The sequence below is a fragment of the Microbispora triticiradicis genome (assembly GCF_005864065.1).
In the GTDB taxonomy this organism is placed as follows: Bacteria; Actinomycetota; Actinomycetes; order Streptosporangiales; family Streptosporangiaceae; genus Microbispora; species Microbispora triticiradicis.
In genome coordinates this window covers 664888-678059 of record NZ_VANP01000002.1, presented here as the reverse complement: position 1 = coordinate 678059, position 13172 = coordinate 664888, and the positions used below count along the sequence as shown (strand labels likewise).

The 13172-nt window shown below is 71.1% G+C and carries 12 protein-coding genes; 3 read left to right on the top strand and 9 right to left on the bottom strand.

Going from position 1 to position 13172, the window contains the following annotated elements:
- Position 1: 1 nt before the first annotated feature.
- The 4 genes from FED44_RS08050 to FED44_RS08035 form a co-directional block, all read right to left on the bottom strand.
- A complete protein-coding gene (locus FED44_RS08050) occupies positions 2-271 on the bottom strand; it encodes a hypothetical protein (RefSeq protein WP_117408927.1) in 270 nt (89 codons plus the stop codon).
- Entirely contained in the window at positions 268-750 is a 483-nt protein-coding gene (locus FED44_RS08045) for a DUF948 domain-containing protein (protein WP_138460224.1), read from the bottom strand. Before FED44_RS08045 ends, FED44_RS08050 begins: the two co-directional genes overlap by 4 nt.
- Before the next feature lie 148 nt (positions 751-898).
- Positions 899-2242 (bottom strand): replication-associated recombination protein A, encoded by a 1344-nt coding sequence (locus FED44_RS08040; RefSeq protein WP_138460223.1) that lies wholly within the window; start codon positions 2240-2242, stop codon positions 899-901.
- A gap of 16 nt (positions 2243-2258) precedes the next feature.
- The gene (locus FED44_RS08035) at positions 2259-2738 is read right to left on the bottom strand and encodes a DUF2231 domain-containing protein (protein WP_208758876.1); all 480 of its coding nucleotides are present in this window, start codon (positions 2736-2738) and stop codon (positions 2259-2261) included.
- 186 nt (positions 2739-2924) lie between these two features.
- Here FED44_RS08035 and FED44_RS08030 point away from each other — a divergent pair, with 186 nt between their 5' ends.
- Positions 2925-3833 (top strand): peptidylprolyl isomerase, encoded by a 909-nt coding sequence (locus FED44_RS08030; protein ID WP_244301781.1) that lies wholly within the window; start codon positions 2925-2927, stop codon positions 3831-3833.
- Positions 3834-3924: 91 nt separating this feature from the next.
- Here FED44_RS08030 and aspS read toward each other — a convergent pair whose 3' ends face one another.
- Genes aspS through FED44_RS08015 form a run of 3 tightly spaced genes read right to left on the bottom strand, consistent with a single transcriptional unit; the run spans position 3925 to position 7624 of the window.
- Complete coding sequence (gene aspS / locus FED44_RS08025) at positions 3925-5688, bottom strand: aspartate--tRNA ligase (RefSeq protein WP_117408932.1); 1764 nt, start codon at positions 5686-5688, stop codon at positions 3925-3927.
- Positions 5685-6941, bottom strand: a complete 1257-nt coding sequence (gene hisS / locus FED44_RS08020; protein WP_138460221.1) for a histidine--tRNA ligase — start codon at positions 6939-6941, stop codon at positions 5685-5687. Before hisS ends, aspS begins: the two co-directional genes overlap by 4 nt.
- On the bottom strand, positions 6941-7624 hold the full coding sequence (locus FED44_RS08015) for an MBL fold metallo-hydrolase (RefSeq protein ID WP_117408934.1): 684 nt from the start codon (positions 7622-7624) through the stop codon (positions 6941-6943). The genes hisS and FED44_RS08015 overlap by 1 nt, the downstream gene beginning before the upstream one ends.
- Positions 7625-7861: 237 nt before the next feature.
- On the opposite strand from FED44_RS08015, the gene FED44_RS08010 reads away from it, so the two are divergent.
- Positions 7862-8737, top strand: coding sequence for a peptidylprolyl isomerase (locus tag FED44_RS08010; protein ID WP_165900829.1), 876 nt, complete (start codon positions 7862-7864; stop codon positions 8735-8737).
- Between the two features lie 59 nt (positions 8738-8796).
- Positions 8797-10026 (top strand): DUF349 domain-containing protein, encoded by a 1230-nt coding sequence (locus FED44_RS08005; protein ID WP_117408950.1) that lies wholly within the window; start codon positions 8797-8799, stop codon positions 10024-10026.
- A 57-nt stretch (positions 10027-10083) separates the two neighbouring features.
- Here the strand turns inward: FED44_RS08005 and FED44_RS08000 are convergent, their stop codons facing one another.
- Together FED44_RS08000 and FED44_RS07995 are read right to left on the bottom strand one after the other, a co-directional pair.
- Positions 10084-12264 carry a RelA/SpoT family protein gene (locus FED44_RS08000; RefSeq protein ID WP_117408951.1) on the bottom strand — a complete coding sequence of 727 codons (2181 nt, stop codon included), beginning with the start codon at positions 12262-12264 and terminating at the stop codon, positions 10084-10086.
- A gap of 325 nt (positions 12265-12589) precedes the next feature.
- Positions 12590-13096 carry an adenine phosphoribosyltransferase gene (locus tag FED44_RS07995; RefSeq protein WP_117408952.1) on the bottom strand — a complete coding sequence of 169 codons (507 nt, stop codon included), beginning with the start codon at positions 13094-13096 and terminating at the stop codon, positions 12590-12592.
- Positions 13097-13172: the final 76 nt, after the last annotated feature.

Genomic DNA, 13172 nt, shown 5'->3' with positions numbered 1-13172 from the left:
CTCAGCGGCCATCCTTTACGTCGTAGATTCTGCTGTTGCCGGTAGTGGTGTCATCAACGGTGTCCAGCCCGAGCCCGGCGCGCAACTCGGTTTCCCTGCTCGCCGACAGGTGACGCACCTCGCCGGCGAAGTCCCTGAGCTGGTCCGCGAGGGCCGCCGCGCGGCCGGCGGTGCGCCTGGCCACGTGGTCGGGCCGCAACGACTGAAGCTTACGCATGGCCCAGACCGCGAGATACGCGCCGAGGGACATGTAGAAGAGACGGCGGATCATCCGCGCCCCCTTCCGATGGCGCGCGGCTCGGCCACGCGCTCGGCGGTGTGCCGCTCCCTGATCCTGTCCCTGGTGTGGGGACCGGTGCGGGGACCGCCGCGGGCCACCCTCCGGGCCGGGGCCCTGCGGGCGGCGCGGCGGGCCAGCGCGAGGCGGAAGCCGTCGCGGAAGGCGGCGATCTTGAGCACCGGGCCGGCGAACACCGTGGACGCCACCCCGGTGATCCTGACCATGTTGCCGCTGACGTCCCGCATGTTGTCCGAGATCGCCTCGGCCGCGACCAGCCGCCGGTTCGCCTCGGTGACGGTCTGGCTCATGTCGTCCAGGAGCGGCCCGAGGCGGTCGCTCAGCTCGGCCACCGACTTGCGGGTCTCGGTCAGCAGTCTGGCCAGCCTGACCAGCACGACGACCATGAAGCAGACCAGGATCGCCCAGAAAATGGCGACCACGAGGCCCGCCAGCTCTCCCGCGGTAAGCATGTGCCGATCTCCCTGGATCACCGGAGCTGGAATGGCAAGACCCTATCGCGAACGCCCTGCCCGCCGTTCCGCAGCACACACCCGGCACACGAGCCGCACCGAAGAGAGCACGGAAGACGGCGCACAGGCCGGCGGGGTGCCGGGGCGCTCAGCCGCCGCGCAGGAAGGCCCGGATCTTCGCCCAGCGCTCGGCGAACCGCGCCTCCGCGCCGTGGGAGGTCGGTTCGTAGTAGCGGCGCTCGCGCAGTTCCTCCGGCGCGTAGTCCTGGCGGACGAGGCCGTGTTCGAAGTCGTGGGGGTACTGGTAGCCCCTGCCGTGGCCGAGCTTCTTCGCGCCGGGGTAGTGCGCGTCGCGCAGGTGGCCGGGGACGCGCCCGACCAGGCCGCGCCGCACGTCGTCGGAGGCGGCGCCGATGGCCTTGACGACCGCGTTGGACTTGGGCGCCAGCGCGCAGTGGATGACGGCCTGCGCGAGGTTGATCCTGCCCTCGGGCAGGCCGATGAAGTCCACCGCCTGGGCGGCGGCCACCGCGACCTGCAGGCACGTCGGGTCGGCCATCCCCACGTCCTCGCTCGCGAAGATCACGATCCGGCGGGCGATGAACCGCGGGTCCTCTCCCGCCTCGACCATCCGGGCCAGGTAGTGCAGGGCGGCGTCGGCGTCGGAGCCGCGCATGCTCTTGATGAACGCGCTGGTCACGTCGTAGTGCTGGTCGCCCTGCCGGTCGTAGCGCACGGCGGCCTTGTCCACTGCCCGCTCGACGACCTCGACCGTGACCTCCGGCGTGGCGTCCGGCCCGGCGCCCGGCGGGGCGTCGTCGACCAGCATCGCCGCCGCCTCCAGATAGGTCAGCGAGCGCCGCGCGTCACCGCCGGCCAGCCGTACGAGCTGGTCGAGGGCCTCGGGCCGCAGGGTGACGCGCCCGGCGAGGCCGCGCGGGTCGGTCACCGCGCGCTCCAGTACGGCGCGCACGTCGTCGTCGGCCAGCGGTTCGAGGGTGAGCAGCAGCGAGCGGGACAGCAGCGGCGAGATGACCGAGAAGAAGGGGTTCTCGGTGGTCGCGCCGATGAACGTCACCCAGCGGTTCTCCACCGCCGGCAGCAGCGCGTCCTGCTGCGCCTTGTTGAAGCGGTGGACCTCGTCCACGAACAGCACGGTCTGCCTGCCGGTCATGCCGAGGTCGCGCCGGGCCTGGTCGATGGCGGCGCGCACGTCCTTGACCCCGGCCGAGACGGCCGAGACCTCGACGAACCTCCGCTTGGTGGCGCCCGCGACGACGTAGGCCAGCGTGGTCTTGCCGGTGCCGGGCGGCCCCCACAGGAAGAGCGACATCGGGGCGTCGCTCTCCACCAGGCGGCGCAGCGGGGTGCCGGAACCGAGCAGGTGCCGCTGGCCGATCACCTCCTCCAGCGAGCGCGGCCGCATCCGCACGGCGAGCGGCTCCTGGCCGCGGTGGGCCTCCTCGGCCGCCGAATCGAACAGGCTCTCCACGCCGCCGACACTACCCTCAGGCGCCCCACACGGCGGTCGCGCCGGTGTGCCCTGTGCGTACGGCGTAGTAGCCGACGGCCACGGCGAGGATCACGGCGACGGCCGACGCGACCAGGACGGCCGCCCGGGGGCCCGTCCCCACCGAGGACCGGCGCGCCCGGGTGAGCCACACCAGCGCCAGGGAGACGACGGTCAGCAGCGCGGTCAGCGGCAGGAGGGTCTCGGCGAACCCCGAGTGGACCTCGATCGCCTCGGAGACCCGGCCCCCGAACATCCGGTGCTCCAGCCGCTCCCCGCTCTCCTTGGCCGCGAACACGGAGGCGAGCGCCGCCAGAGCCGTCGCGACCAGTACCCAGTCGAGCCGATGCCGCACGCGGGGCAGGACGGCGTACGCGATCGACAGCGCCGCGAGCAGCGGCGCGAAGATCACCGCGGCGTGGACGACGAGGGCGTGGACGGGAAGTCCGAAGATCTGGTCGAACATCGTGGTCGTCACTCCTGAGACGAGAGGGCCGGGCGCGTGGTCCGGGTTTGGTTCGTCAGGAGGTTCTCAGGCGGTTCTGAGAGCTAGATGAGCGCAAACACCGGTGATACCCATGCGACGCCTGTTTTACACGAACCCGACGGGATCGCGGATAGAGTGACCCAGCGTCATACAAAAGGGGAAATGGAAGGCATAGCGGTGACCGACACTGATCGGCAGAAGCAGCCGGCTTCGCGCGTGAGCACGACCGGGCGCACCACCAACCCCCGTCGGCGTCTGGGGGGCACCCTCGGCGCCGGACTGGGGGTTCTCGCGCTCGTGGGCGGCCTGGCGGCCTGCAGTGACGGCTCGGCCAAGGAAGCGGCCGGGGCGACCCCCTCGGCCTCCGCCTCGGCGGGCCCTTCGACGGGCCCCTCCGCGGTCCCGTCCGAGTTGCCGACGGCGACGCCGTCCGCCAAGCCCAACGACCTGCGTAAGGTCAGCTGCGAGTATCGCAAGGACGACACGGGCAGCCCGGCGAAGTTCGTGGGCTTCCCGCCCAAGAAGCTGAACAGGGCGGTCATCAAGGCGTCCAAGATGACGGTCAGGACCAACCTGGGGAACATCGTCATCGACCTGGCCACCGGCGACGCGCCGTGCACGGTGAACTCGTTCGCGTTCCTGGCGAAGAAGAACTACTTCGACAACACCGTCTGCCACCGCCTCACGACGGTCGAGACGAACGGCCTCGGCCTCCTGCAGTGCGGGGACCCGCAGGCCAAGGGGGACGGCGAGAACCCGACGGACGGCACCGGCGGGCCGGGCTACCTGTTCAACGACGAGAACCTCGGGCCGCAGTACAGCCGGGGCGTCGTCTTCATGGCCCAGCCGGGCGACGCGTCGAACTCCAACGGCAGCCAGTTCGTCATCTCCTACACCGACGAGAACGCGCAGCTGCCCCAGTCGTACACGCCGTTCGGCATCGTCAGCAAGGGCATGGAGATCGTCGACAAGATCGCCAAGGGTGGTGTCAACACGGCCAAGGACGGCGTCGACATCACCAGCGACGACGGCGGCTCCAACGCCCCCAAGATCAAGGTCCGGATCAAGGACGTCATCGTGTCCTGATCCGTCCTGATCGGAAACGGCCCGCGATCTCGTGATCGCGGGCCGTTCTCGTGCCGGCGGGGCGAAGCCGCCGGGCTCCGGTGCTACACGATCACGAGCGGGGGGCGGCGTCGGCGCCGGACCTGTCGCCCTTCGGCGCGGCGTCCACGCCGGCCTCCTTGCGCTGCTCCACCGTGATCGGGCTGGGCGCGCCGGTCAGCGGGTCGTACCCGGAGGCCGTCTTCGGAAAGGCGATCACGTCGCGGATCGACTCGCCGCCCGCCAGCAGCATGCAGACCCGGTCCCAGCCGTAGGCGATGCCGCCGTGCGGCGGCGGGCCGTACTTGAACGCCTCCAGCAGCCAGCCGAACTTGCTCTCGGCCTCCTCCTTGGAGATGCCGAGCACGTCGAAGACGCGCTGCTGCATCTCGGCCCGGTGGATACGGATCGAGCCCCCGCCGATCTCCATGCCGTTGCAGACCATGTCGTAGGCGTAGGCGAGCGCCTCCCCGGGGTGGTCCTGGAAGTTGTCGGCCCACTCCGGCCTGGGCGCGGTGAACGGGTGGTGGACCGGGGTCCAGCCCCCTTCCCCGTCCTCCTCGAACATCGGCGCGTCCACGATCCACAGGAACGACCACCGCGACTCGTCGATCAGGCCGCAGCGGCGGCCGATCTCCAGGCGGGCCGCGCCGAGCAGGTCGCGGGAGGCCGCGGGCGCGCCCGCGGCGAAGAAGACCGCGTCGCCGGGCCGGGCCCCGGTCCGTCCGGCGAGGCCGGCCAGCTCGGTCTCCGAGAGGTTCTTCGCCACCGGGCCGCCGAGGGTGCCGTCCTCCTGCACCAGCACGTACGCCAGGCCGCGCGCCCCGCGCGACTTGGCCCACTCCTGCCAGGCGTCCAGCTCCCTGCGGGTCTGCGAGGCGCCGCCGGGCATCACGACGGCTCCCACGTACGGCGCCTGGAAGACCCGGAACGCGGTGTCCGCGAAGTAGCCGGTGAGGTCGGTCAGCTCGACCCCGAAGCGCAGGTCGGGCTTGTCCGAGCCGTACCGCGCCATCGCCTCGGCATACGTCATCCGGGGCAGCGGGACGGGCAGCTCGTAGCCGAGCGTCTCCTTCCAGATGCGCCCGATCAGGGCCTCGCCCAGGGCGATCACGTCGTCCTGGTCGACGAACGACATCTCGATGTCGATCTGGGTGAACTCCGGCTGCCGGTCGGCCCGCAGGTCCTCGTCGCGGAAGCACCGGGCGAGCTGGTAGTAGCGCTCCAGGCCGGAGACCATGAGGAGCTGCTTGAACAGCTGCGGCGACTGCGGCAGGGCGTACCAGCTGCCCGGCTGGAGCCGCACGGGCACCAGGAAGTCGCGGGCGCCCTCGGGCGTGGAGCGGGTCAGGGCGGGGGTCTCGACGTAGACGAACCCGTGCTCGCGCATCACCTCGTTGGCGAGGTAGGTCGCCTGCGACCGGGTGCGCAGCGCGTGGGCGACCTGCTGGCGGCGGATGTCGAGGTAGCGGTACCTCAGCCGCGCCTCCTCCGACACGCCGGAGCCGCCCTCGATCGGGAACGGCAGCGGCGCGGACTCGCTCAGCACCTCCACCTCGGAGGCGACGACCTCGATCTCACCCGTGGGCAGGTCGGGGTTCTCGTTGCCCTCCGGCCGCGTGCGGACCTCGCCCGTGACCCTCACGCAGTACTCCGCGCGCAGGTCGTGGGCGTGGTCCTCCTCGCGGAAGACCACCTGGGCCGAGCCGGAGGCGTCGCGCAGGTCGATGAAGACCACGCCGCCGTGGTCGCGCCGGCGCGCCACCCATCCGGCCAGCGTCACCTTCTGGCCCGCCTGCCCCTTGCGGAGTGTGCCTGCCTCGTGGGTGCGGATCACGAGTCTTTCCCCTTCAAGAACTCGACGACCTCCGCGAGCGGGACCGCGGTCTGGTCGCCTGTTGCCAAATCCTTCACCTGTACGGCTCCCGCCTCGATGTCCCGGTCGCCGAGGATGAGCGCGTAGCGCGCGCCGCTGCGGTCGGCGGCCTTCATCGCGCCCTTCACGCCCCGGCCGCCGAAGGCCATGTCGACCGCGAGACCGGCCCGGCGCAGCTCGCTGACCAGCGGGAAGATCCGCCGCCTCGCCTCCTCGCCGAGCGGGACTGCGAACACGCCGAGAGCGCGCGGCCGCTCGGTAAGCAGCCCCTCCGCCTCCATCGCGAGCACCGTTCGGTCCACCCCGAGGGCCCAGCCGACGCTGGGCAGGGCGGGGCCGCCGATCTGCTCGCTCAGGCCGTCGTAGCGCCCTCCCCCGCCGACCGCCGACTGCGCGCCCAGCCCGTCGTGCAGGAACTCGAACGTCGTACGGGTGTAGTAGTCGAGGCCGCGGACCAGCCGGGGGTCGTCTTCGTAGGCTACCCCGGCGGCCGTCAGCAGTCCCCTGACCTCCTCGTGGTAGGCCTTGCAGGCCCCGCACAGGTGGTCGGTGACCAGCGGCGCGCCCGTGAGCTGTGCCCGCACCTCCGGGCGCTTGTCGTCGAGCACGCGCAGCGGGTTGATCTCCACCCGCGCGCGGGTGGCCTCGTCGAGGTCGAGCCCGCGCAGGAAGTCCTGGAGCGCGGCGCGGTAGGCGGGCCGGCACTCGCGGCAGCCCAGCGAGTTGAGCAGGAGCCGGACCCCGCGCAGGCCGAGGGAGGCGTAGCCGTCCATCGCCAGGACGATCAGCTCGGCGTCGAGCGCCGGGTCCTCGGATCCGAGCGCCTCGGCCCCCACCTGGGAGAAGTGGCGGTAGCGGCCGGCCTGGGCCCGCTCGTAGCGGAAGTAGCTGCCGGAGTACCAGAGCTTGATCGGCAGCGGGCCGCCGTACAGGCCGTGTTCGAGCACGGCGCGCACCACGCTCGCCGTGCCCTCCGGGCGCAGCGTCAGCGACTGGCCGCCCCGGCTGGTGAACGTGTACATCTCCTTCGTGACGATGTCGGTCGACTCGCCGACGCCGCGGGAGAACAGCGCGGTGTCCTCGAAGGCAGGCGTCTCGATGTAGCCGTAGCCGGCGCGGCGGGCGGGCGCGGACAGCGCGTCCCGCACGGTGAGCGCCCACTCCGAGCGCGGGGGCATCCAGTCGAAGGTGCCCTTCGGCGCCTGAAACGTCATCACAATCCCCTGGTCGGGCCGACGGGCGGCGCGGTGTCCCTGAGGAAGGGGTTGGTCGCGCGCTCGCGGCCGATTGTCGTCTGAGGTCCGTGGCCGGGCAGGACCAAGGTCTCGTCCGGCAGCGTCAGCGTCTTGGCGAGGCTGCGCAGTATGGCGGCGTGGTCGCCGCCGGGCAGGTCGGTGCGGCCGATGGAGCCGGCGAAGAGCAGGTCGCCCGCGAACAGGACCTGGATGTCCTCGGCGGGCGCCCGGAACGTCACCGACCCCCTGGTATGGCCGGGCCGGTGCTCGACCGTGAACTCGAGCCCCGCCAGGCTCAGCACGGCGCCGTCGGCCAACTCGCGCACGTCGTCGGGCTCGGAAAGTTTCAGACCGCCGAACACCCCACCGGCCTGCGGCGGAAATCCCTTCGCCGGGTCCGACAGCAGGTCGCGGTCCTCCGGATGGATCCACGCGGGCACGTCGCGGGCGCCGCACACCGGGGCCACCGACCACACGTGGTCGATGTGACCGTGGGTGAGCAGCACCGCGACCGGCTTCAGCCGGTGCTCGCCGAGCAGCGCGTCGAGGTCGCCGACAGCGTCCTGACCTGGGTCGATGACCACGCACTCCGCGCCTGCCGCGGGAGCGACGACGTAACAGTTGGTCTGGAACGAACCTGCGGGAAACCCGGCGACGAGCACGGAAGCGGCCTCTGCGTCTGTACGGATCAATCAAGGATTGCGCGAGCGAATGTAACCGAAGGGTACCGGTGCGGGTCGGCAGGCTGCGAACCGATACCCGTCAGCCGATACGATTCGCCCACCTCAATAGTCATTCTTGGAGCAGTCGAGCCGGATGCTATAGAACGGGCCACCGCCCCGGAGGACCCCTCCGGCGCGGGTGGCCGTTCGGGCGCGACCGCGCCCGGGCGTACGACCATGGGAAACACGACGAGTCGGGAGGTCGAAGTGGTCACCGGCAAGGACCGGCAGAAGCAGCTGGCCCGGGAGCACTACCAGCGGCAGATGCAGGCGCGCGTGGAGCGCGAGCAGAAGGCGCGGCGCAACGCGATCATCGGCACCACCGCGGCGGTGGTGGTCGTGATCGGCGGCGTCGTGGCGGCGACGACCCTCCTCGGCGGTGACGACAAAGCCGATCCCGCCGCCTCGGCCGCGCCGACCGCCAGCGCCCTCGCGAACGACCCCAAGCCGTACGATCCGGCCTCCGGCACCTGCGGGTACGTGGCCGACAAGAGCAGCGGCCAGGTCAAGGACGTCGGCGTGCCGCCGGAGAAGGTGAGCACGGCCCCGGCGACGATGACCATCAGGACCAACCTCGGTCCCATCGTCGCCACGCTGGACAGCGCCAAGGCGCCGTGCACGGTCAACTCGTTCAAGTACCTGGCGTCGAAGGACTACTTCGACGACACCAGGTGCCACCGGATGGGCACGGACTTCCCGATCCTGCAGTGCGGCGACCCGCTGGCCAAGGCCGACGGGAAGAACCCGACCGACGGCCAGGGCGGCCCCGGCTACCGCTTCGCCAACGAGAACCTGACGGGCGCCAAGTACACGCGCGGCGTGCTCGCGATGGCGAACAGCGGGCCGAACACCAACGGCAGCCAGTTCTTCATCGTGTTCGGGGACACCGGGCTGTCGCCCGACTACACGCCTTTCGGTACCGTGACCACAGGACTCGAAATCCTGGACAAGGTGGCCAAGAAGGGCGTGATCGCCGGTGCCACCGGCGATGGCACCGGAGCCCCGAAGCAGCCCGTAGTCATCAAAGACGTGACAATCACCAGCAAGAGCTGACGTAATACAACCAAGGGCACATCGGGCCCTGGAGGCTGATTCAAGTGCGGGAGGACACGGTGAGCACCGACCCGTGGGGCCGGGTAGACGAGGACGGCACCGTCTACGTGCGTACGGCTGAGGGAGAACGGGCCGTCGGGTCCTGGCAGGCCGGTGAGCCGGAGGAGGCGCTGGCCTATTACCGCCGCAAGTTCGACGAGCTGGCCGGCCAGGTCCAGTTGCTGGAGCAGCGGGTGCGCGGCACCGACCTCGCCCCCGCCCAGGCCGAGGCGAGCATCGCCAAGCTGCGGGAGTCGGTCGCCGAGGCGCACGCCGTCGGCGACCTGGGCTCGCTGCACGACCGGCTCGGGGCGCTGAGCGAGCTCGTCGGCAAGCGGCGCGAGGAGTTGCGGGCGGCCCGCGACCAGGCCCGCGTGCACGCCCGGGAGGTCAAGGAGCGCATCGTCGCCGAGGCCGAGCGCATCGCCGACGAGACGACCCACTGGAAGTCCGGCGGCGAGCGGCTGCGGCAGCTCGTCGAGGAGTGGAAGGCGGCCGAGCGGGTCGACCGGGCCACCGAGGCGACGCTGTGGAAGCGGCTGTCCACGGCCCGTACGGCCTTCGCCAAGCGGCGCAAGGCGTACTTCTCCTCCCTGGACGAGCAGCGGGACGCGGTGCGGGGCGCCAAGGAGCGCATCGTGAACGAGGCGGAGGCCCTCTCCGGCTCGACGGAGTGGAACGCCACCGCGGCGGCCTACCGGGAGCTGATGCGCCAGTGGAAGGCCGCGGGCCGGGCCTCCCGGGAGGCCGAGGACGAGCTGTGGACGCGCTTCAAGGCCGCCCAGGACGAGTTCTTCCACGCCCGGTCGGCGGTGTTCGCCGAGCGTGACGCCTCGTTCGCCGCCAACGCCGAGGTCAAGGAGGGGCTGCTGACCGAGGCCGAGCGGCTGCTCCCGGTCGGCGACGCGCGCGCGGCGCGGTCGGCGCTGCGGGGCATCCTGGAGCGGTGGGAGGCGGCCGGCCCGGTGCCGCGCGACCAGCGCGACCGCCTGGAGGGCGGGCTACGCAAGGTCGACGAGGCCGTCCGCAGGGCCGAGGAGAACGAGTGGAAGCGCTCGAACCCCGAGGCCAGGGCGCGTGCCCAGGACACCGTCAACCAGCTCCGCAGGTCCATCGAGCAGCTGGAGACCCGGCTGTCCAAGGCCCAGACGGCGGGCCGGGACAAGGACGTCAAGGAGACTGAGGAGGCCCTGGCCGCCCGCCGCTCCTGGCTGGAGGAGGCCGAGCGCACCCTCGCCGAGTTCTCCTGACCCTTTCGCTCCCCTCCCCGGCGCGGCCGCGGCGCCCGCCGGGGACGGCGGCGGGCGTCAGTTGGTCACGCGGTAGACGTCGTAGACGCCGGGGACGCCCCGCACCGCCTTGAGCACGTGCCCCAGGTGCTTCGGGTCGCCCATCTCGAAGGTGAACTTGCTGATGGCGACCCTGTCCCTGCTGGTCGCGACCGAGGCGGACAGGATGTTCACGTGCTGGTCCGACAGGGTCCGCGTGACGTCCGACAGCAGGCGGGGCCGGTCGAGCGCCTCCACCTGGATCGCGACGAGGAAGACCGAGTCGTCCCCGGGCGACCAGGCGACCTCCACCAGCCGGTCGGGATAGGAGCTGAGCTGCTCGACGTTCGGGCAGTTCGCCCGGTGCACCGACACGCCGTGCCCGCGGGTGACGAACCCGACGATGTCGTCCCCCGGCACCGGGGTGCAGCAGCGCGACAGGCGCACCCACACGTCGGGGTCGCCTGCCACCATCACCCCGGCGTTCGAGCCGGCCCTCGGCCTGCCCTTGAGCCGCGTCGGGACCTGGGCCTCGGCGATGTCCTCCTCGGCCCCCTCGACGCCTCCCAGGGCCTGCACGAGCTTGTCCACGACCGACTGGGCGGCGACGTGCCCCTCGCCCACCGCGGCGTACAGGGCGGACACGTCGGCGTAGCGCAGGTCGCGGGCGAGCGCCAGCAGCGCCTCTCCGGACATCAGCCGCTGCAGCGGCAGGCCCTGCTTGCGCATGGCCCGCCCGATCGCCTCCTTGCCCGCCTCGATGGCGGTCTCGCGGCGCTCCTTGGTGAACCACTGGCGGATCTTGTTGCGGGCCCGGCCGCTCTTGACGAACTTGAGCCAGTCGCGCGACGGGCCCGCGTCCGGCGACTTCGAGGTGAAGATCTCGACGGTGTCGCCGTTGCCGAGACGGGACTCCAGCGGGACCAGCCGGCCGTTCACCCGTGCGCCGATGCACCGGTGGCCGACCTCCGTGTGCACCGCGTACGCGAAGTCGACCGGGGTGGCGCCCTCGGGCAGGGCGATCACCTGGCCGCGCGGGGTGAAGACGAAGACCTCCGAGACCGACAGGTCGAAGCGCAGCGACTCCAGGAACTCGCCGGGGTCGGAGGTCTCCTTCTGCCAGTCGAGGAGCTGGCGCAGCCAGGCCATGTCGCCGACCTGCTTCACCTTCCCGGGGCCCGCCCCGATCATCTCCTCCTTGTACTTCCAGTGCGCCGCCACGCCGTACTCGGCGCGGTTGTGCATCGCCCGCGTGCGGATCTGCAGCTCGATGGCCTTGCCCTCGGGTCCCATGACCGTCGTGTGCAGCGACTGGTACATGTTGAACTTCGGCATGGCGATGTAGTCCTTGAACCGTCCCGGCACCGGCTTCCACTGGGCGTGGATCGTTCCGAGCGCGGCGTAGCAGTCGCGGACCGTGTCGACCAGCACGCGGATGCCCACCAGGTCGTAGATGTCGTCGAAGGCCACGGCCTTGGCGATCATCTTCTGGTAGATCGAGTAGTAGTGCTTGGGCCGGCCCCGGACGGTCGCCTTGATCTTCGCCTCGCGCAGGTCGGCGGAGACCTTCTCGATCACCTCGTGCAGGTACAGGTCACGGCGCGGCGCCCGCTCCGACACCATCCGGGCGATCTCGTCGTACCGCTTGGGGTAGAGCATGGCGAACGCGAGGTCCTCCAGCTCCCATTTGATGGTGTTCATGCCGAGCCGGTGGGCCAGCGGGGCGAAGATCTCCAGCGTCTCGCGCGACTTCTGCTGGCGCTTGTGCTCGGGCATGTAGCGCATGGTCCGCATGTTGTGCAGCCGGTCGGCCAGCTTGATCACCAGCACGCGGATGTCGCGCGACATCGCGACGACCATCTTGCGCACGGTCTCCGCCTGCGCCGCGTCGCCGAACTTCACCTTGTCGAGCTTGGTCACCCCGTCGACGAGCAGCGCGATGTTGTCGCCGAAGTCGGCTCGTAACTCGTCGAGGCTGTAGGCGGTGTCCTCGACGGTGTCGTGAAGCAGGGCGGCGCACAGCGTCTCGTCGTCGGTGCCCAGTTCCGCGAGGATCGTCGCCACCGCGAGCGGGTGCGTGATGTACGGATCGCCGCTCTTCCGCTTCTGGTCGCGGTGGTGGTAGGCGGCGACGTCGTACGCGCGCTCTATCAGCCGCAGGTCGGCCTTGGGATGGGTGGCACGGACCGTCTTGAAGAGCGGTTCCAACACCGGATTCATAGCACCCCACTGCCCCCCGAAACGGGAGAGCCTACGTCGCGTGGCCGGCGACGCCGGCTTGTCCTCAGGGCCCGCCGCGGGGTCGCGCGCCTCCTCGGGGGGCACGTCGGTGACGGGCTCGGGGACGTCGCGGGGGGTCTCACCGCGATCGACCCGCGCGTCGTCGGGCACGACCACATCACGGGGCACACAGACTCCTCACGTCGAGTCCAGATTCCACAGTGTATCCGTGCTGCCACAGCGCTCTCGGCCGCGTACCCCCGGTTCGCCCAGTCTGGTGCACCCAGTCCGGTTTGCCCAGCCCTGTTCCCTCGGTCTGGTTCGTTCAGACGGTGAGCAGGGTGCGCACCTCCAGCCCGGGCAGCCGGTCGCGGCCGGAGAGGAAGGACAGCTCCATCAGGAAGGAGACCGCCACCACCTGCGCGCCGGTCCGCCTGACCAGCTCCACGGCGGCCCGGGCGGTGCCGCCCGTGGCGAGGACGTCGTCCACGATCAGCACGCGGTCGCCGGGCTCGAAGGCGTCGGCGTGCACCTCGATCGTCGCGGAGCCGTACTCCAGATCATAGGACGCCTCGTACGTCTCCGAGGGCAGTTTGCCCTCTTTGCGCACCGGGACGAATCCCGCGCCGCTGCGGTAGGCCACCGGGGCGGCGAGGATGAACCCGCGTGCCTCGATGCCGACCACCTTGTCGAACGCCAGGCCGTCGCCGAGTTCGTCCACGACCTGCGTGAAGGCCGCGTGGTCCGCCAGCAGCGGGGTGATGTCCTTGAAGAGGATGCCCGGCTTGGGGTAGTCGGGGACATCCCTGATGAGTGCCGTCCAGTCAGTCACGACGTTCACCCTAGTGCCGCGGCCGCCGGGGTCCGCCGCGAAGATCCGGCCGTCGTGGACGGGATGGCCGTCAGGG